The sequence below is a fragment of the Dactylosporangium aurantiacum genome (assembly GCF_000716715.1).
Lineage (GTDB): Bacteria > Actinomycetota > Actinomycetes > Mycobacteriales > Micromonosporaceae > Dactylosporangium > Dactylosporangium aurantiacum.
Window position 1 is genome coordinate 1 of sequence record NZ_JNYJ01000033.1, and the last position, 17,993, is coordinate 17,993.

Below are 17,993 nucleotides of genomic sequence, written 5' to 3' on the forward strand. Positions count from 1 at the left end.
CACGTTGGCGTACACGTGCGCAGGGCGCATACTGACGTCGGCCTCGTCGTGGATGGGTACTGGTGTGGTAACCGAATCCAACCCCGACGAGGCCAACTCGTTGGCACGTCTATCAATCCGGGCGAGTTACGGACATAACTATTGGACAGGCGCTTAGATGAACCGCCACAGGTGGTCGTTGGTGCCGTTGTCGTCCCAGATCAGCACCTGGGCGCCCTGGGCGGTGGAGGCGCCGTTCACGCCCAGGACCCGCCCGCCGTTGGCGGACTGGATGCGGAAGTAGCCTCCTGTGCCGTACCGCAGCCGCCAGCGACGGTCGGCCGAGGACGTGTCGGCGAGCTGCACGGCCCGCGTGCCGTTGGCCGTGCCCCCGTTCTCGACGCCGAGGACCAGGCCGCTGTTGGCGTTGCGCAGCCGCAGGTAGCCGCCGGAGTCGACCACGGCCGTCCACAGGTGGTCGGCGGTGCCGGTGTCGCCCCACTGCAGGATCAGCCCGCCGCTGGCCGTGGACATGTTCTGCACGCCCAGGACCAGGCCGCTGCCGAGGTTCTGGATGCGCCGGCTGCCGTTGGGCACGAAGCGCCACAGGTTGTCGGTGCCGCCGTCGTCGGGCGCCTGCACGGCCTGAGCGCCGTTGGCGGTGGAGTTGCCCTGGATGGCCAGGACCTTGCCGCTGTTGACGTTGCGCAGCTTGTGCGAGCCGTCGCCGTTGTCCACCACGGTCCAGCGGTGGTCGGCGGTGCCGTTGTCGGCCCACTGCAGCACGACGGCGTTGTCGGCGGTCGACATGTTCTGCACGCCGAGCACCTTGCCGCTGTTGACGTTGCGCAGCCGCACGGCGGTGCCGTCGGTGACCAGCTCCCAGTTGTGGTCGGCGGTGCCGTTGTCGGTCCACTGCAGCGCCAGGCCGCCGTCGGCGGTGGACATGTTCTGCACGCCGAGCACCAGCCCGCTGGCGGCGTTGACGAGCCGGTAGTTGGCCACGCCGGAGCCGGTGCCCTGGCCGTCGGCGCTCCAGTACACGGTGTAGTTGTAGCCGTGCGCGTCCTGGAACGGGTTGAGGGCGACCGTCGCGCCGTTGGCGGTGGCGGTGAAGGCGAGCGACGTCGAGCCGGTGCGGGTGACCGAGGCGGTGTTGAGCGACGGCAGCGCGCTCAGGGCGGTGTCGCCGTAGTTGCCGGCGAGCACGACCGGACCGTAGGTGACGGCGACGACGTTGGCGTTGTCGTTGGCCGGGCGCACGGCGACCTGCATCGGCAGCCGGACGGTGACGGTGTCGCCGGACGTCCAGGAGCGGGTGAGGCTCGCGTACGTGCCGGGCGTGGTCGCGATGCTCTGCGCGGTGCCGTTGACGCTGACGGTGGCCCCGGAGGTCCAGGCGGGGATGCGGATGCGCATCGTCCAGGTGCCGGCGGCGGTGCCGGTGACCGTCAGCGTCGTGGTGTCGCTCACCGGGTACGTGGTGCTCTGGGTGACCGTGATCCCGCGCTGCGACCAGTTCAGCACCGACGGGGTGAACAGGTTCACGGTCAGCGTGGTGCCGTTGTAGAAGTAGATGGACTCCATCAGCTTCGTGTTGGTCTCCACGCCGGTGCCCTGGCAGCACCAGAAGCTGTTGTAGTCGGTGCTCCAGGTGCCGCCGCCCCACGCGGGGCCCACGCCGCGCCGGCCGCCGGGTTTCAGGGGCGTGAAGTAGGTGACGTGGCCGTGGCTGTCGGCGGGGTTCTGCGCGCCGATCAGGTGGTTGATGAGGGCCCGCTCGTAGAAGTCGAAGTAGGCGGCGTTGTCGGGGTTCAGCAGCCACAGCTCGCGCGTCAGTTTCAGCATGTTGTACGTGTTGCACTGCTCGCACGTGTCATTGGTGAGGTACGCGGCGATCGCGTTGGGCGCGCGGAAGTGCTCGGCCTGGCTGTTGCCGCCGATGACGTAGGTGTGCGCGGCGACGGTGATGTTCCACGCGTTGGCGGCGATGTCGCGGTAGCGGGTGGTGCCGGTGGCCTTGTACTCGCGTGCCGCGCCGATCCACTTCGGCACCTGCGTGTTGGCGTGCAGCCCGTTGAGCTGGTCGGTGTTGGACGCGAGCGGGTTGAACACCGAGGCGTGGTCGAAGCGCTGGGCGGTGGTCAGCCAACGGGCGTCGCCGGTCTGCTGGTACAGGTCGGCCAGCACGGCGTTCATGCCGCCGAACTCGACGCCGAGGGTGTTCTGCATCTGGCTGGCGCTGAGCCGGCCGGTGCGCCAGTCGACCCAACCGGCGAGGGCGAGCAGCACGTCGCGGGCCTGGGTGCTGCCGATGAGCCGCCACACGTCGAGCAGGCCGGCGAGGGTCTTGTGGATGCAGTACCACGGGACGTTGCCGTTGCTCAGCGTGCCGTTCTCCAGCGCGGTGAAGTCCGACTCGGGGAAGCCGGACAGGTAGCCGGTGCTGAACCCGGCGGCGCCGTTGTTGGCCTGGCACGCGGCGAGCCCGGCGACCATCGCGTTGGCCTTGTCCCGGCAGGTCGTGTCGCCGAGCACCGCGTACGCCTGGGCCCACGCGGTCAGCAGGTGGCCCTGCATGTGGGTGCGGAACGGGAAGTTCGGCGCGTCCCATCCGCCGTTGGCGGCGGCGCCGGCCGTGGACAGCCGGTGGTTGGCGCGGAAGTTGTACAGCATCCGGTTGACGTCGACGAACTGCAGGTACGCGAGGGTCCGGTTCTGGTTGTCCAGCCAGCGGCCGGTGGTCAGCCGCACCTGCCCTAGGTCGAACGGGTACGCCGAGACGCCGATGTCGGCGCGGGCCGGGGCGACGGCGGCGCCGGCCGTCGCGTCGCCGAGCAGGGGTGCGGCGGCGGAGGCGGCGGCGAGCACGCCGGTGGTCTGCAGCAGCCGTCGCCGGCTGACGCTGGGGTGGGCCATCGGGGGTGTGATCCTTTCCAGGTCGGCGGTGCATGTGAACGCTCACATGGCGGGGGTACGCTAACCATCCGTAGCAGTCGGCGGACTCGGATTGATCAGCGTGAGCGCTCACATCCGTGCCGAGCGTGCCAGACCCGTCCGGACACCGCAAGAGCGAGGTACGCTCGCCCGGCGGGGAGGATCATGTGTGGGCGGACACCAACCGGCCTGAGCTGCGCGGCCGGCGGCAGGAGCGGCAGCTCCTGGACCAGCTGCTGCGCGACGTGCGCGCCGGTCGCAGCCGGGTCCTCGTCGTTCGCGGCGAGGCCGGCGCCGGCAAGTCGGCCCTGCTGCAGCACCTGACCGCCGGGGCCGGCGCGCCGCGCGTCGCCCGCGCCGCCGGCGTCGAGCCGGAGACCGAGATCGCCTATGCCGCGCTGCAGCAGCTGTGCGTGCCGCTGCTGGGCCACCTCGACGCGCTGCCCGAGCCGCAGCGCCGCGCCCTGGGCACCGCGTTCGGCCTCGCCGCCGGCGACCCGCCGGATGCGCTGCTGGTCGGGCTCGCCGTCCTCGGCCTGCTCGCCGAGGCCGCCGCCGTGCAGCCGCTGCTGTGCGTCGTGGACGACGCGCAGTGGCTCGACCGGATGTCCGAGGTCATCCTCACGTTCGTCGCCCGCCGGCTGGACGCGGAGTCGGTGGCGCTGGTGTTCGCCGCCCGCAGCCCCGGCGGCGACCGGCTGCTGACCGGCCTGCCCGAGCTGCGCGTCGGCGGGCTGCCCGCGGCCGACGCGCGGGCCCTGCTCGACTCGGTGCTGCCCGGCCCCGTCGACGAGCGCGTCCGGGACCGCATCGTGGCCGAGACCGGTGGCAACCCCCTGGCGCTGCTGGAGCTGCCGCGCGCCTGGAGCGCCGCCGAGCTGGCGTTCGGCCCCGGCGCCCCCACCGACCGGGGCGATGTGCCGGCGTCCGGCGCACCCGCCGGCCGGGGCGCAGCGCTGGCCGGGCAGGTCGAGGAGGGCTTCGGCCGGCGCATCGCCGCGCTGCCGGCCGCCACCCGGCTGCTGCTGCTCGCCGCGGCCGTCGAGCCTGTCGGCGACGTGCCCCTGCTGTGGCGGGCCGCCGCCCGGCTCGGGGTCGGCATGGACGCCGCCGCGCCCGCCGTCGCGGCCGGCCTGCTCGACCTCGGCGCGCTGGTGCGGTTCCGCCATCCGCTGGTGCGCTCCGCCGCGTGGCGGGCCGCCGACCCGGCGACCCTGCGTGACGTGCACCGGGCCCTGGCCGACGTCACCGACCCCGACCTCGACCCCGACCGGCACGCCTGGCACCGGGCGCACGCCGCCGCGGGCCCCGACGAGGACGTCGCCGCCGAGCTGAAACGCTGCGCCGACCGGGCCCTGGCCCGCGGCGGGCGGGCCGCGGCCGCGGCGTTCCTGGAGCGCGCCGCCGCGCTGACCGAGGATCCGAAGCGCCGCTCGGCCACGCTGCTGGCCGCCGCCCGGGCCCGGCTCGCCGCGGGTGCCCCGGCGCTGGTGCCGGATCTGCTCTCGGCCGCCGAGCTGGGCCCGCTGGATCCGCTGCAGCAGGCCGGCGCCCAGCGGCTGCGGGCACAGGCGGTCCTCGCCGCCGAGCCGGGACCGGCCGCCGTCCCGGCGCTGCTCGACGCGGCAGGCCGCCTCGAAGGGCTGGACCCGGCCGCGGCCCGCGAGACGTACCTGGCGGCCCTCGGCGCGGCCCTGCACGCCGGCCGGCGCGGCCGCGACACCGCCCGGCGGGCCGCGCAGGCGGCGCTGGCCGTGCCGGCGGCCGACGACGCGACCGGACTGCTGCTCGGCGCCCTGGCGACCTGGACCCTCGAGGGGCACGCGGCGGCCGTCCCCGCGCTGCGGCGCGCCGTCGACGCCACCGGCGACCCCGACCTGCTGTGGCTGACCGCGCCGGCCGCGCACGAGCTCTACCGGGCCGACGTCGCGCACCGGCTCTGCGAGCGGGCGATGACCTTCGCCCGCACCGCCGGCGCGCTGTCGCTGCTGCCCGCGGCGCTGCACCTGCACGCCGGCACGCTGCTGCTCATGGGCCGGTTCGGTGACGCGGCCGCGGCCCTCGCGCAGGGCGCCGCCCTGACCGGCGCACCGCCGGCCGCACCGCCGTCGCCCGCGGCGCTGCTGCTGGCCGCGTACCGCGGCGACGAGGACGGCACGCTGCGGCTGTGCCACGACGCCGAGGACCGCGTGCCCGGCCACGCCCTGACCGCGCGGGCCGTGCTGGGCAACGGCGCCGGCAACGCCGCGGCGGCGCTGCAGGCCGCCCGGCAGGCGGCGGCGCACGAGGAGCTGGCCGTCACCGGCGCGGCGCTCGGTGAGCTCGTGGAGGCGGCGGCCCGGGCCGGCGAACCCGCCGCCGCGGCGCACGCCCGGGACCGCCTGGCCGAACGGGCCACGGCCGCCGGCACCGACTGGAGCCTGGCCGCGCTCGCCCTCGCCGACGCGCTCGTCACCCCGGCCGACGGGCACTTCCGGCGGGCCGTCGACCGGTACACCGCCGCCGGCCTGGACCTGCTCACCGCGCGGGCCCGGCTGCTGCACGGCGAGTGGCTGCGCCGGGAGGGCCGCCGCGCCGACGCCCGCACCGAGCTGCGCGCCGCGCACGACGCGTTCACCGGCATGGGCGCCGAGGCGTTCGCCGCCCGGGCCGCCCGCGAGCTGGCGGCCACCGGCGAGACGGTCCGCAAGCGGTCCGAGGGCCCGTCGCAGGAACTGACCGCGCAGGAGGCGCAGATCGCCCGGCTGGTCGTCGCGGGACACACCAACCCCGAGATCGGCGCCACCCTGTTCCTCAGCCCGCGCACCGTCGAGTGGCACCTGCGCAAGGTGTTCGGCAAGCTCGGCATCGCCTCCCGCCGGGAGCTGGCCGCGGCGCTGCGCGACGGCTGAAACGGGCCGTCAGGCCGGCAGGCCCGCCGCCTTCGCCATGTACGCGGCGTACCAGGCCGGCCAGTCCGGGTCCTCGCGGCCGATCTCCTGCTCGTGCCGGCCGTGCGCCGCGGCGGCGTCGCGCAGCGCCTGCTCCAGCTCGCCCACCGAGTGGTAGATGGCGTGCCCGACCCGTCCCGGTAGCCGCCGGGTCACCTCCTGGAGCACGAACAGGTTCCCGTCGGGGTCGGTGAACGACGCGAACGACCCGTACGACTGCCGCTGCGGATCGGGTCCGGGCACCCTCGCCTCGGTGCCGGCGTGGTGGAAGATGCCACCGGCGTCGTGGAACACCTCGCTGACGTCGACCCCGCGCGTGCTGAGATCCTTCTGGGCGGCGACGACGTCGTCCACGACCAGGTACACGCCGCCGCGCGACGAGCCCGGCGCGGCGTCGGTGACCCGGCTGCCGAAGATGATCGACGCGGTCGAGCCGGGCGGCGTCACCTGCACGACGCGGAACCCGCCCTCGCCGGAGAAGTCGGCGTCCTCCCGGAAGCCGGCCCTGGTGAAGAACTCCTTGGACCGGTCGACGTCCGAGACCGGCAGCACCACGATCTCCAGTTTCAGATCCTGCATGTCCACTCCTCGGTTGAGCCGTGCGGCAGCGCCTGCACTGCCCAATCCGGCCCGCGTCTACCGCGCCGGCACCGGCCGGAATCGCGCCGCGTAGCCGACCGGTGGCCGTGCGCCAGGTGGTCCCTGGCGGGTCGTATTGTGGGGTTCGACGGGGAGGAGTGCTCAGGTGTCGATGCTCAAAGGCGCGAACCTGCCGGTGCGGGTGGCGGCGGTGCGTGCGGTGCTGGGCTGGTCCAGCGGTGCCGGGGTGCCCGACGCGGACGGTTCGGCGTTGCTGCTGGTCGGTGGCAAGGTCCGCAACGATGACGACTTCGTCTTCTACAACCAGCCGGCGCACCCGGCGGGCGCGGTCCGGCACGAGGGCAAGACCAGCGGCGGCGGGGTCGTGACCGACACGCTCTTCGTGAACCTGGCCCGGGTGGAGCCGGTGGTGGAGCGGATCATCCTGGCCGCGTCGGCGGACGGCGGCACGTTCGGGTCGGTGCGGGGGTTGCACATCCGGCTGCTCGACGCGGGGTCCGGGGTGGAGGTGGCCCGGTTCGACAGCCCGGGCGCCACGACCGAGACGGCGTTCATCTTCGGCGAGCTGTACCGGCGGGCCGGGCAGTGGAAGTTCCGCGCGGTCGGGCAGGGGTATGACTCCGGGCTGGCGGGGCTGGCCCGCGACTTCGGCATCTCCGTCGACGACGAGCCGGCACCCGCCGCCGCGACACAGGTACCCACGGCACCGGCACCCGCCGCGCCGCCACCCGCCGCGCCGGCACCCTCGACTGGTGGCTGGCCTTCGGTGACGGTGACGGGCCCCGATGGGCAGCCGCGGCAGATCGGGCTGCCGGCGACGGTGCCGCCGCCGGTCGCGCCGCCACCACCGCCGATGGCCCCGCCCGCTGCCCCGGTCGCGCCGCCATCGCCGCCCGCGCCGCCGATGGCCCCGCCTACTCCCCCGCCCGCGCCGCCGATGGCCCCGTTCGCTCCCCCGGTCGCTCCGCCGGCTCCGCCGGTCGCCCCCGGGCCGCCGGCCGCACCGGCGGCGCCCGTGCGGCTGACCAAGGTGACGCTGACGAAGCAGGCGCCGACCGTGTCGCTCACCAAGCAGGGCGGCTCGTCCGGGTCGATGCGGGTCAACCTCAACTGGAGCATGCGGGGGCTGGAGAAGCGCGGCCTGTTCGGCAAGCGGAAGTCCGCCCAGCTGCCCGACCTCGACCTCGACCTGTGCTGCCTGTGGGAGCTGGTCGACGGCCGCAAGGGCATCGTGCACCCGCTCGACAACCAGTTCGGGGCGCTGCACCAGGCGCCGTACATCCTGCTGGACGGCGACGACCGCACCGGTGCCGTCGAGACCGGCGAGAACCTGACGATCAACCTCGACCACGCCCGCGAGTTCCGCCGGATTCTCATCTACGCCAACATCTACGACGGCGCCGAATCGTTCGCCGGCCTCGACGCGGTCGCCACGCTGTACCCGCAGCACGGCGCCCCGATCGAGATGCGCCTCGACGAGTGCACCGTCCAGTCGCGGGCCGGGGTGCTGTTCCTCATCGAGAACGTCAACGGCGAGCTGGTCGTGCGGCGGGAGTCGCGGTACATCATCCCGGAGCCGGGCCAGTTCCGGAACCAGGCGGTCGACCTCGCCTACGGCTGGGGCCTGTCCTGGGTCGCGGCCGGCCCGAAGACCTGACGGGCCGCCGCGGCGGTCACATGACGACGACGAGCTTGCCGGTGGTGTGCCGGCGCTCGAAGTCGACGCACGCCTGCGCACCCTCGCCGAGGGTGTACCGGCGACCGATCGTCGCCCGCAGCGGGCCGTTGGTGGCCAGGTCGGCGACCTCGCGCATGCCGCCGAGAGCGCCCTCCATGTCGAGGACGAAGCGCAGGTCGACGTCGTCGCGGCCGATCCAGTCCTGCCGCGGCACCGGGTAGGTGATGGTCAGCAGCCGGCCGCCGGGCCGCACCGCCCGGGCCACGCCGGTGAGCCGGTCGCTGGGCAGCGTGAGGTTGAACGCGGCGTCGACGCCCTCGGGGTAGCCGCGCTCGTCGTAGCCGACGACCTCGGTGGCGCCGAGGTCTCGGACGAGGTCGGCGTCGTGCTCGGTCGCGGTGGCGACGACGGTCGCCCGCGCGGCGGCGAGCAGCGGCAGCAGCGTGGTGCCGACGCCGCCGGTCGCGCCGACGACCAGGACCCGCTCGCCGGGCCGGATGCCGGCGGTGGCGAGCACCGCCCGGGCGGCGAGCCCGGTCGTGGCGAGGGCGGCGGCCTGCTCGGCGGTGAGGCCGGCGGGCCGGTGCGTCACGAACGGCGTGTCGGCCTCCACGACCGTGTACTGCGCGAGGGAGCCGGTGCTCATCGAGGGGCGCGGACCGAGCATCGGGCGCAGCGCCCGGGGCGCGGCGTAGCCGAAGATCTCGTCCCCGGGGACGTAGCCGCGCACGGCCGGCCCGACCTCGGCGACCGTGCCGGCGAAGTCGTTGCCGGGCACGTGCGGGAACGTCAGCGGCGCGGCGTCGCGGAACCGGCCGCTGGGGATCACCACGTCACCCGGGTTGATCGACGCCGCGGCCACCCGCACCAGCAGCTGCCCGGGCCCGGGTCGCGGCACCGGCAGCTCGGCGACCGCGTACTGCTCCGGCGGTCCGTAATCCCGTACGACGACTGCCTGCATGCGCCCTCCCGTAAACGGACCGCCCGGTCATGTTGTCCCGCCGACATTAGCCATAAACGGACCGGGCGGTCAACTTGTACGATGGGCGCCATGACCGACACCCGCCCGCCGCGCGCCGACGCCGTGCGCAACCGGGCGGCGCTGCTGGCGGCGGCCGCGGACGAGTTCGCCGAGCGCGGCATGGACGCGTCGGTCGCCGACATCGCCCGCCGGGCCGGCGTCGGCAAGGGCACGGTGTTCCGGCACTTCGCGACGAAGGACGACCTGATCGCCGCGATCGTGCTCGACCGGATCGACGAGCTGACGACCGCGGGCGAAGGGCTGCTGGACGCCGAGGACCCTGGCGCGGCGCTGCTGGAGTTCCTCACCGTCGCCGCGCACCAGCGCCAGCAGCGGGACCTGTCGTTCCTGCACGGCGCCGGCGATGTGGATCCGGCGGTGGCGCGGGCCCGGGAGCGGATGTACCGGACCGTGCACGAACTCGTCGACCGGGCCCGCCGGCACGGCGCCGTACGCGCCGACGTCACCGGCACCGACGTCATCCTGCTGATGTGCGCGCCGAACTACGTCGCCAGCTACGCGCCCGGCGCGCCCCCCGAGCTATGGCGGCGCTACCTGGGCATCCTCTTCGACGGCCTGCGCCCCCAGGGCGCGCACCCGCTGCCGGAGCCACCACCACCGGCCTTGTAGCCGGCGGGTCGACCCCGCGGCCACGGCACCGGAGGCGCGACCGGGCCCCGAAGCCACCGGGCACCGGTCAGCCGCGGGACGCGGGGCCACACGCCTGACCGCCGAGCCGGCCGCTGGAGACGAGGCCCAGCGGGCCGCCGGGTCGTCAGCCGCCGGACGGTCCGAGCGGCGCGGCCGCCGTCGGCGACGGCGCCGGCTCCTTCAGCTCGATGAAGATGCTGTGGGTGTCGGTCGTGCCGATGTTCTCGCCGGCGTGCTCCTGGGCGCCGACCCACCGCGCCTGGCCCGCCGGCAGCTCGACCTCGACCTGCCGGTCACCGGCGGACACCCGGCGGCGGAAGCCGCTCAGGGTGACCATCACGCTGTCGGGGTGGCGGTGGCGGTGGGTCGTGTCGCCGGGGTGGTCGCGGTATTGCAGGACCCGGACCCGGTCGTTCTCGAACAGCACCGAGTAGAGCGCGGGGTCAGTGACCACCGGATCCGCTTCATGGGACTCCAGTACCATGGGACTACGGTACCATGAAGGACGATGGAGACACCATACGAAGCGACCGGCCGCACCCAGCAGAAGACACGCACCAGGGAGGCGCTGGTCGACGCGACCCGGGCGCTGCTCGCCGAGGGGTCGACACCGCAGGTGGAGGACGCGGCCGAGCGCGCCGGGGTGTCCCGCACCACCGCGTACCGCTACTTTCCTAACCAGCGCAGCCTCCTGCTCGCCGCGCACCCGCAGATCTCCCCGGACACGCTGCTGCCGGCGGACGCGCCGCGGGAGGTGACCGCCCGCCTCGACGCGTTCATGGCCGCGTTCACCCGGTACAACTTCGAATGGGAGCCGCAGCTGCGCACCTCCCTGCGGCTGGCGCTGGAGCGGTCCGGCGCGCAGCCGGCGCTGCGGCAGGGCCGGGCGATCGGCTGGATCGAGCACGCGCTCGAGCCCCTGCGAGACAGCCACCCCGCCGTCGACGTGCACGTTCTCGCGGTCGCCATCCGGTCCGCGACCGGCATCGAGTCACTGATCTGGCTGGTCGACATCGCCGGCCAGTCGCGGGCCGAGGCCGCGGAGACGGTGCGCCGCACGGCCCGCGCCCTGCTCGACGCCGCCGTGCGCTGATCCGGCAGGATGACCCGGATGCGGATCGAACTGCCGTCCGGCGTCGCCGACGCCCTCGCCGCGGCCACCCGGGTCGTCGTCTTCACCGGCGCCGGCATGTCGGCGGAGAGCGGCGTGCCGACGTTCCGCGACGACCTCACCGGCCTGTGGGCCCGCTTCGACGCCGAGCAGCTCGCCACCCCCGAGGCGTACCGGGCCGACCCGGACCTCGTGTGGGGCTGGTACGAGTGGCGCCGCGCCCGCGTGCGCCGGGCCGCACCGAACGCCGGGCACCTTGCCGTCGCGGAGCTGGAGACACTGGTCCCCGGCACGACGGTCGTCACCCAGAACGTCGACGACCTGCACGAGCGGGCCGGCTCCCGGGCGCCGGTCCACCTGCACGGCAGCCTGTTCGCGCCGCGCTGCACCGGCACCGCCGCGCACCCCGCCGACGTGCCGGACGCCGCCGACGTGCCGGACGCCGACGTCGTGCCGGACGCTGACGTCGCCGACGGCGACCCGGCAGCGGGCGGCCGCATCCCGCCGCCCGCCTGCACCCGGTGCGGGGCGCCGGTGCGGCCCGGCGTCGTGTGGTTCGGCGAGGCGCTGCCGCGGGCCGCGCTGACCACGGCGATCGAGGCCGCCACGACCTGCGACGTGCTGCTGACGGTCGGCACGTCCGGCGTGGTGTACCCGGCCGCCGAGATCCCACGCGTCGCCATGCTCCACGGCGCCACGGTCATTCAGGTGAACCCGGACCCGACGCCCCTGGACCCGGTCTGCGCCGCCAACCTCCGCGGCACCGCGGCACAGGTGCTGCCGACCCTGGTCGCCGCCGCGCGACGCTGAACCGCCGCGACACTGAACCGCCGCGACACTGAACCGCCGCTACGCAAACCGCCGCGACACAGCGCCGCCGCTACGCAAACCGCCGGGAAACAGCGCCGCCGGGAAACAGCGCCGCCGCGAAACAGCGCTACCGCGAGGCTCAGCGTCGTGCGACCCAGCGCCCCGTCGCCTCGCGGACTCCCGGCTCGTCGTTGAAGCCGGGCAGGTGGCGGGCCCAAAACTGCCGCGGCGCGTCGGCGGCCTGCCGCGCCAACCGGTCCAGCGCCGGCGCACCACCGGCCCGGTACGCGCCGATCTCGTCCGGCCGCAGCTGCATGGCGAGCTCGTACATCGCCACCGTCCCGCACACCACACACAGGACGTGCCGGTCCCCGTCGACGTACAGCATCCATGCCCACGGCTCTTCGGCGACCACGTCCATGCGCCGATTCTCGCCGATGCCCTGCCCGTCCCCGGCCCGGGCCCGGCGGGCCGGCCGTGGCACGTGGCGCGGCCGGCCCGCCGCTACCCTGGCGCCGTGACGGATTTCGAGTGGGGCACCCTGTCGGCGGCGCGGCAGGCGCGGCTCGACGCGGTGCCCGACATGGTCCGGCACGCGCTGCGGGTCCTCGAGGACGTCCTGGAGGAGGCCGACCACGCGTGCACGTTCACCCTCGAGGAGACACCGCTCACCGGCGACCTGGACGCGGCGGTGCGGGCCCTGCTGCCGGCGTCCTGCGAGGTGGCCGGGCTCACGCCGGTGCCGGTATGGTCCACAGTGGTCGGTGCGGCGCTGCCCGGGTTCTTCGTGCCGTCGCGACAGCCGCAGGCATGGGCCGCGCAGGCGGCGCCGCGGGTGCTCGCCGAGGCGCTCAGCGCCTGGGTCACCGCGCTGCTGGCCCGGCTGTGGCCCGCCACGGCGCAGGCGTGGGAGCTGACCGTGCGGTCCCGCGACTGGTACGAGGCGGCCTATGTCGACGTCGTCGTCCTCGCCGACGGCCGGGTGTGGCTGCTGCACCTGGGCGTCAGCGACTGAACGGGGAAGGGGCCGGTACGTGCCGGACAGCGTGCTCGACGGCCTGGCCGTGAACCCGGCGCTGCCGGACCGCCTCATCCGGCGCGTCATCGAGCTGCGGCTCGACAGCCGATGGGTGACGCAGCGCACCGCCCCGAGCGCCGACCTGGCCGACGCCGTCATCGCCACCGGCGACCACCGGCTGCTGCACGCGTTGGCGCTCAACCGCGGCCTGCCGCACGACATCCGGCTGCGGCTGGCCCGCAACCCCGACGACGGGGTGCGCGCCGCGCTGGTCATCGGCGGGCGCGACGGCGACCCGGACCTGTTCGCCCGGCTGATCGACGACCCGTCGGCGCAGGTCCGCCGCTACCTCGCCGAGGGCGACAACGTCCCGGCCGGCCTGCGCGCCCGCCTCGCTCACGACCCCGACCCGGAGGTCCGGGCCACCCTCGCGCGGTGGTGGCCGGCGGCGCCCGAGCACGTGCGGCGGGTCCTGCTGACCGATGCCGCGGACACGGTACGGGCCGCCGCCTGCGCCACGTACTACGCCCGGCTGCCGCATCCGGTGCCGCCCGCCGATCTGCTCCCCGCACTGCTCGACGACCCGGTGACCCGGGCCGGCGCGGTCCGCCACGCCGCCCTCACCCCGGCGCTCGCCGCCCGGCTCGCCGAGGACCCGGACGAGGAGGTACGCCGGGAGCTGGCCGGACATCCGCACCTGCCGCCCGAGCTGCGCGAGCGGCTCACCGAGGATCCGAACCCACGGGTGCGCGTCGGCGTGTTCGCCCGGCCGGACACCCCGGAGCCGGCGCGGGCGGCCGTTGTCGCCGGGATCCGCGTCGTCGACCCGCTGGCCGACCTGGACGATGACGGCCTGGAGCACATGTTCGCCGACCTGGAGCTGCGGACGCTGCGCCTGGCCTGGGTCACCGACGACCCGCTGCCGCACGTGTCGTCGCCGTACCCGTGCTTCCGCGCGTCCGCGGCCCGCAGCCCGGCGCTGCCGCCGCAGGCCGTGGCGCGGCTGCTCGCCGACGAGGTGAGCGACGTGGCCGCCGCGGCGCTGTCGCGGGCGCCCCACCTCGCCGACGTGGCGACCGCGGCACGCATCGACCGGGAGTTCCGCCCGGTGAAGCACAGCCGGTGGCGGCCCGCCGACTGCTACCCGTTCCCGCCGGACGCGCTGCGCCGCTTCGCCGCCGATCCCGACCCGAGGATGCGCCAGCTCGCGGTCCGCGACCCGGACCTGCCGGTCGCGCTCGCCGAACGCCTCGCCGCCGACCCGGACCCGTCCGTGCGCAAGGCGGTCGCCGACCATCCGCGCCTGCCGGTCGGCACGCTGCGCGCCATGCTGCGCGACCCCGTGCCGTGGGTCGCGGGCGCCGCCGCGGCCGTCCCGGCGCTACCGGTCGGCGACCTGGAGCGCCTCCTGCACGCCGCGTCCCCGCGCCGCTGAACCCGGCCGGCCCGTCCGCGCCCAGCCCGCCCGTCAGTGCCGCCGCGCGCCGCGCGCCGCGCACAACAAGGGGCCGCCCGTCCCGCGGCACCGGCGCCCGTCAGTGCCGGTGGCGGCGCGCGTCGCGGGGCAGCGGGGTGAACCAGGTGCGCATCGTCCGTGCCGCGTCGTCCTGCGGGTCACGGCCGGCCAGGTAGTCGGCGACCAGGATCCGCCAGGTCTGCCGGCGGTCGCCGTCGGCGGCGTGCTTGAACACCGCCCGCCACTCGCCGGCGGCACCGGCCCCGGCGACGAACGCGTCGCGCAGTGCCGCCTCGCCGGCCGGGTCGTCGTGTGCGGCGGCGTACAGCAGCAGCAGGCCGAGGATGAGGAACGGCCGCGTCTGCGGTTCGTCCCGCCACGTGCCGGGGTGGTGCAGGTGGCACCAGGCGACGAAGCGCAGCGCCTCCGCGGTCGGCTCGGGGCCGAGCACGAGCGCCGACTCGACCAGCCCCGCGAGGGTGCCGGCCGCCCACACGACGTCGTCGGTGCAGACCACGACGAGGCAGGCGAAGAGCCGCGCGACGTGGCCGCGCGGGTCGTCGGGGGCGGGCTCGCGGCCGCTCGCCGGCCCCAGCACCGCGCCCGGTCTCCACGGCAACCGCTGCGGCAGCCGCCGCACGCCCATGAGGTCCTCGATGCTACCGCGGTACTCCTCGACGTGCATGCCGTAGTCGAGCGCCGCGATCTCGTCGACCATGGCCGCGTCGACGCGGGTGCGCACCCAGTGCAGCAGCGACAGCTCGTCCGGGCGCAGGGTCGCCAGCAGCCGCGCCGGCTCGGCATCGGCGTCCGACGGTTGCATCGCCACGCGTCGACGGTACGCCCTCAGCGCAGCGGCTTGCGGAACACGATCTCGTGCCGCGTGTAGCCCATCCGGTGCTCGTAGAACGGCATCGAGGTGGGGTTGTCCACGCCGGTCTCGAGCGTGATCACGGCCGCGGCGCACTCGATCGCCCACCGCTCGGCCGCCGCCATCAGGGCCGTGCCGGCCCCGGACCGGCGCGCCGAGGCGGTCACGGTGAGGGCGTCGACGTGGACCCGGCGCTGCCCGAGGTCGCGCTGCAGCTGCCAGGCGGCCGTCGGCACCGGCGCGTGCAGCCGGGCGACGAGCGTGCCGACGATCTCGCCGCCGGCCTCGGCGACCAGCATCAGCACCGACGGGTCCGCCGCGTACCGCTCGTACAGCTCCTCGTGCCACGCGGCGAGGCCCTCCGGGTCGGGCTCGCGCGCGGTGTCCGGGTCGAGCGCCGCGAAGTACCGGCCGGCGTCCTGCCACACCCGCGCCCGGCCGGCTCCGTCGCCGGCCCGCACCGCCCGCACCAGGCTCACCATCGCACCAGATCGTTGAGGGCGGCGCCAGTGGCCTCGTCGGCCGGCAGGAACGCCTCGAGGCGCAGCTCGGCGACGGTGACATCGGTGGCGGTGCCGAAGTGGGTGAGGGTGGTGATCAGCCGCAGCTCCCGGCCGCCGGTCCGCAGGTGCAGCGGCACGGCGAAGCCCAGGTGCTGCGGTGACACGCGCCGGGGCGGGGCGAGCGCGGCGAGCTCGTCGGCGAGGCGGCGCAGCCGGTCGCTCGGGTTGCGCACGCTCTCGGCGTGGACGCGGTCGACGACGTGCCACGCCCACTCGTCGAGGTTGACGATGTGCGGCGCGAGGCCGCCGGGGTGCAGCAGCACCCTGGGGACGCTGACCGGCGCGGTGAGCAGCGCCGGGTCCACGTCGCGGGTGAGCATGCCGAAGCCGGCGTTGCCGGCGACGAGGTCACCGTGCCGGTCGACGACCACGGCGGGGAACGGCAGGTGCCCGTGCAGGATCCGGTCCAGGGCCGCCCGCACGGTCGCCAGCCTCGGATCGTCGAGGTCTCGCTGCGGGTACGCGGGCGCGAACCCGGCGGCGAGCAGCAGCGCGTTGCGTTCGCGGACCGGCACCTCCAGGGACTCCGCCAGCCGGATGATCATGGCACGGCCGGGGGTTGACCGGCCGCTCTCGATGAAGCTGACGTGCCGTTGGGTGGTGCCCGCGCGGGCGGCCAGCTCCAGCTGGCTGACGCGGCGGCGAGTGCGCCAGGTGCGCAGCGCGACCGCGAGCCCGCCGGCCGGTTCGGTGGTCATGGCTCCTGTCTACCGGTTCGCGGCGCCGTCCGGCGATTCCCTGCCGGGAATTGCCGGGGTCCGCCGGGCGCCGGCAGAGTCCATGACCATGACGATGGCCATGACCGACAACGACACGCAGGACCTCATCGACCGGTACGTCGCGGTGTGGGGCGAGGCGGACGACGGGCGGCGCGCCGCCGCCGTCCGCGCGCTGTGGACCGACGACGCGTTCCACGTGCTGCGCGCGCCGCAGGAGCTGCGGCAGGCTGCCGCGGCGCTAGGGTTCGACCGGCTGGAGCTGCAGGCGCGCGGGCACGCCGAGCTGGAGGTGCGGGTGGCGCGGGCGTACCGGGAGTTCGTCGCCCCGGGCACGTTCACGTTCCGCGCCCGCGGTGACGGGGAGCGGCTCCGCGACGTGGTCACCTTCCGGTGGGAGATGGTGCCGCGGGCCGGCGGCGACCCGGCCGGGGCCGGCCTCGAGGTGCTGGTGCTCGGCACGGACGGCCGCATCGCCCGCGACTACCAGTTCATCGAGGCATGACGACCGCGCTGCCCGGGGCCGTGCGCAGCTACCACGTCACCAGCGGCGCCGGCATCGACGGGCTGACGCTGCGGGTGGGCGCGCCGCGCCGGCCGGGACCCGGCGAGGTGGCGGTCGCGGTGCACGCCGTGTCGCTGAGCTTCCGTGAGCTGCTGGTGCTGCGCGGCCGGTACGTGCTGCCGGTGCGCCCCGACGTCGTGCCCGTCTCCGACGGGGCGGGCGAGGTCGTCGCCGTCGGGCCCGGCGTGCGGCGGGTGCGGCCCGGCGACCGGGTCACCGCGGCGCTGTTCCCGCTGTGGCGGGACGGCCCGCTGCGGCCGCAGTGGCTGCCGCAGCTGGGCGGGTCGCTCGACGGGCTGCTCACCGAGCTGGCCGTCCTGCCGGAGCAGGCCCTGGTGCCGGTCCCGGGGCACCTGTCGTACGCGGAGGCGGCGACCCTGCCGTGCGCGGCGGTCACCGCCTGGAACGCCCTCACCGGCGACGGCACCGGTGTCCGGCCCGGACAGACGGTCGTCACGACCGGCTCGGGCGGCGTATCGCTGTTCGCGATCCAGTTGGCGAAGGTGCTCGGCGCGACGGTGGTCGCCACGACGGGCCGGCCGGACCGGGCGCGGCGCCTGCGCGACCTCGGCGCCGACGAGGTCGTCGACTCTGCCGCGGTGCCCGCCTGGCACACCGCGGTCCGGGAGCTGACCGGCGGGCGCGGCGCCGACCGGGTCGTGCACACGGCCGGGCCGCTGGAGGAGTCGGCGCGGTGCCTGGCCGTGAGCGGGCACCTCGCCCTCGTCGGCTCCCTCGGCAGCGCATCCGGCCGCTCGGCCGAGGGCTCGACCGAGGGCTCGACCGAGGGCTCGACCGGCGGCTGGGCGCCGCTGGATCCGGGGCTGCTGTTCGGGGTGGCGGGGACGCTGCGGGCCGTCGCGGTCGGCAGCCACGCCCAGTTCACCGAGCTGGCCGAGGTCGTCGCCGCGCACCGGCTGCGGCCGGTGATCGCGCGGACGTTCCCGTTCGAGGCGGCACGGGAGGCGTTGCGGCACTACGAGACGGCCGCGCCGTTCGGCAAGGTGGTCATCGCGGTGCGGTGATGCCCGGGCCGCCGGCGGGCGCGAAATGCGTGGACGCGGGGTGCGCGCCGGGTGAGGATCGG

General features: G+C 75.5%; 17 protein-coding genes. 9 read left to right on the forward strand and 8 right to left on the reverse strand.

Going from position 1 to position 17,993, the window contains the following annotated elements:
* Positions 1 to 153 precede the first annotated feature (153 nt).
* Entirely contained in the window at positions 154 to 2,898 is a 2,745-nt protein-coding gene (locus tag OP18_RS31690) for a beta-L-arabinofuranosidase domain-containing protein (RefSeq protein WP_033362794.1), read from the reverse strand.
* Positions 2,899 to 3,083: 185 nt separating this feature from the next.
* Here OP18_RS31690 and OP18_RS31695 point away from each other — a divergent pair, with 185 nt between their 5' ends.
* Positions 3,084 to 5,807 (forward strand): helix-turn-helix transcriptional regulator, encoded by a 2,724-nt coding sequence (locus OP18_RS31695; protein WP_033362795.1) that lies wholly within the window; start codon positions 3,084 to 3,086, stop codon positions 5,805 to 5,807.
* Positions 5,808 to 5,816: 9 nt separating this feature from the next.
* Here the strand turns inward: OP18_RS31695 and OP18_RS31700 are convergent, their stop codons facing one another.
* Positions 5,817 to 6,425 carry a VOC family protein gene (locus OP18_RS31700; protein WP_033362796.1) on the reverse strand — a complete coding sequence of 203 codons (609 nt, stop codon included), beginning with the start codon at positions 6,423 to 6,425 and terminating at the stop codon, positions 5,817 to 5,819.
* 172 nt (positions 6,426 to 6,597) lie between these two features.
* Here OP18_RS31700 and OP18_RS62000 point away from each other — a divergent pair, with 172 nt between their 5' ends.
* Positions 6,598 to 8,103, forward strand: coding sequence for a TerD family protein (locus tag OP18_RS62000; protein ID WP_033362858.1), 1,506 nt, complete (start codon positions 6,598 to 6,600; stop codon positions 8,101 to 8,103).
* 16 nt (positions 8,104 to 8,119) lie between these two features.
* Here OP18_RS62000 and OP18_RS31710 read toward each other — a convergent pair whose 3' ends face one another.
* On the reverse strand, positions 8,120 to 9,085 hold the full coding sequence (locus OP18_RS31710) for an NADP-dependent oxidoreductase (RefSeq protein WP_033362797.1): 966 nt from the start codon (positions 9,083 to 9,085) through the stop codon (positions 8,120 to 8,122).
* A gap of 90 nt (positions 9,086 to 9,175) precedes the next feature.
* Here OP18_RS31710 and OP18_RS31715 point away from each other — a divergent pair, with 90 nt between their 5' ends.
* Positions 9,176 to 9,775, forward strand: coding sequence for a TetR/AcrR family transcriptional regulator (locus OP18_RS31715; protein ID WP_033362859.1), 600 nt, complete (start codon positions 9,176 to 9,178; stop codon positions 9,773 to 9,775).
* Positions 9,776 to 9,920: 145 nt separating this feature from the next.
* On the opposite strand, the gene OP18_RS31720 is transcribed toward OP18_RS31715, so the two are convergent.
* Positions 9,921 to 10,250 carry a cupin domain-containing protein gene (locus OP18_RS31720; protein WP_245635594.1) on the reverse strand — a complete coding sequence of 110 codons (330 nt, stop codon included), beginning with the start codon at positions 10,248 to 10,250 and terminating at the stop codon, positions 9,921 to 9,923.
* Positions 10,251 to 10,304: 54 nt separating this feature from the next.
* Here OP18_RS31720 and OP18_RS31725 point away from each other — a divergent pair, with 54 nt between their 5' ends.
* Both OP18_RS31725 and OP18_RS31730 read left to right on the forward strand, forming a co-directional pair.
* Positions 10,305 to 10,889, forward strand: a complete 585-nt coding sequence (locus tag OP18_RS31725) for a TetR/AcrR family transcriptional regulator (protein ID WP_033362799.1) — start codon at positions 10,305 to 10,307, stop codon at positions 10,887 to 10,889.
* An 18-nt stretch (positions 10,890 to 10,907) separates the two neighbouring features.
* Positions 10,908 to 11,717: an SIR2 family NAD-dependent protein deacylase gene (locus tag OP18_RS31730; RefSeq protein ID WP_033362800.1), complete on the forward strand. Its 810-nt coding sequence runs from the start codon at positions 10,908 to 10,910 to the stop codon at positions 11,715 to 11,717.
* Between the two features lie 139 nt (positions 11,718 to 11,856).
* Here OP18_RS31730 and OP18_RS31735 read toward each other — a convergent pair whose 3' ends face one another.
* Positions 11,857 to 12,138 carry a hypothetical protein gene (locus OP18_RS31735; protein ID WP_156089938.1) on the reverse strand — a complete coding sequence of 94 codons (282 nt, stop codon included), beginning with the start codon at positions 12,136 to 12,138 and terminating at the stop codon, positions 11,857 to 11,859.
* Between the two features lie 96 nt (positions 12,139 to 12,234).
* Between OP18_RS31735 and OP18_RS31740 the strand changes: the two genes are divergently transcribed.
* Positions 12,235 to 12,732, forward strand: coding sequence for a hypothetical protein (locus OP18_RS31740; RefSeq protein ID WP_156089939.1), 498 nt, complete (start codon positions 12,235 to 12,237; stop codon positions 12,730 to 12,732).
* Between the two features lie 19 nt (positions 12,733 to 12,751).
* Positions 12,752 to 14,170 (forward strand): hypothetical protein, encoded by a 1,419-nt coding sequence (locus OP18_RS31745; RefSeq protein ID WP_033362803.1) that lies wholly within the window; start codon positions 12,752 to 12,754, stop codon positions 14,168 to 14,170.
* A 100-nt stretch (positions 14,171 to 14,270) separates the two neighbouring features.
* On the opposite strand, the gene OP18_RS31750 is transcribed toward OP18_RS31745, so the two are convergent.
* The 3 genes from OP18_RS31750 to OP18_RS31765 are packed head-to-tail and all read right to left on the reverse strand — an operon-like array spanning position 14,271 to position 16,323.
* Complete coding sequence (locus OP18_RS31750; protein ID WP_033362804.1) at positions 14,271 to 15,020, reverse strand: hypothetical protein; 750 nt, start codon at positions 15,018 to 15,020, stop codon at positions 14,271 to 14,273.
* Between the two features lie 17 nt (positions 15,021 to 15,037).
* Positions 15,038 to 15,544, reverse strand: a complete 507-nt coding sequence (locus tag OP18_RS53350) for a GNAT family N-acetyltransferase (protein ID WP_052387628.1) — start codon at positions 15,542 to 15,544, stop codon at positions 15,038 to 15,040.
* A complete protein-coding gene (locus tag OP18_RS31765) occupies positions 15,538 to 16,323 on the reverse strand; it encodes a helix-turn-helix domain-containing protein (RefSeq protein WP_033362805.1) in 786 nt (261 codons plus the stop codon). Before OP18_RS31765 ends, OP18_RS53350 begins: the two co-directional genes overlap by 7 nt.
* Positions 16,324 to 16,411: 88 nt before the next feature.
* Between OP18_RS31765 and OP18_RS31770 the strand changes: the two genes are divergently transcribed.
* On the forward strand, positions 16,412 to 16,846 hold the full coding sequence (locus OP18_RS31770) for a hypothetical protein (RefSeq protein ID WP_245635595.1): 435 nt from the start codon (positions 16,412 to 16,414) through the stop codon (positions 16,844 to 16,846).
* Complete coding sequence (locus OP18_RS31775; RefSeq protein WP_081971286.1) at positions 16,843 to 17,931, forward strand: zinc-dependent alcohol dehydrogenase family protein; 1,089 nt, start codon at positions 16,843 to 16,845, stop codon at positions 17,929 to 17,931. The genes OP18_RS31770 and OP18_RS31775 overlap by 4 nt, the downstream gene beginning before the upstream one ends.
* The last annotated feature ends 62 nt before the right edge of the window (positions 17,932 to 17,993 follow it).

Bases quoted from the DNA above. Each gene is read 5' to 3' on its own strand.
- OP18_RS31700 (WP_033362796.1), bottom strand. From the start codon at position 6,425: ATGCAGGATCTGAAACTGGAGATCGTGGTGCTGCCGGTCTCGGACGTC.
- OP18_RS62000 (WP_033362858.1), top strand. From the start codon at position 6,598: ATGCTCAAAGGCGCGAACCTGCCGGTGCGGGTGGCGGCGGTGCGTGCG.
- OP18_RS31710 (WP_033362797.1), bottom strand. From the start codon at position 9,085: ATGCAGGCAGTCGTCGTACGGGATTACGGACCGCCGGAGCAGTACGCG.
- OP18_RS31730 (WP_033362800.1), top strand. From the start codon at position 10,908: ATGCGGATCGAACTGCCGTCCGGCGTCGCCGACGCCCTCGCCGCGGCC.
- OP18_RS31770 (WP_245635595.1), top strand. From the start codon at position 16,412: ATGACGATGGCCATGACCGACAACGACACGCAGGACCTCATCGACCGG.
- OP18_RS31775 (WP_081971286.1), top strand. From the start codon at position 16,843: ATGACGACCGCGCTGCCCGGGGCCGTGCGCAGCTACCACGTCACCAGC.
- OP18_RS31735 (WP_156089938.1), bottom strand. From the start codon at position 12,138: ATGGACGTGGTCGCCGAAGAGCCGTGGGCATGGATGCTGTACGTCGAC.
- OP18_RS31690 (WP_033362794.1), bottom strand. From the start codon at position 2,898: ATGGCCCACCCCAGCGTCAGCCGGCGACGGCTGCTGCAGACCACCGGC.
- OP18_RS31715 (WP_033362859.1), top strand. From the start codon at position 9,176: ATGACCGACACCCGCCCGCCGCGCGCCGACGCCGTGCGCAACCGGGCG.
- OP18_RS31765 (WP_033362805.1), bottom strand. From the start codon at position 16,323: ATGACCACCGAACCGGCCGGCGGGCTCGCGGTCGCGCTGCGCACCTGG.
- OP18_RS31725 (WP_033362799.1), top strand. From the start codon at position 10,305: ATGGAGACACCATACGAAGCGACCGGCCGCACCCAGCAGAAGACACGC.
- OP18_RS53350 (WP_052387628.1), bottom strand. From the start codon at position 15,544: ATGGTGAGCCTGGTGCGGGCGGTGCGGGCCGGCGACGGAGCCGGCCGG.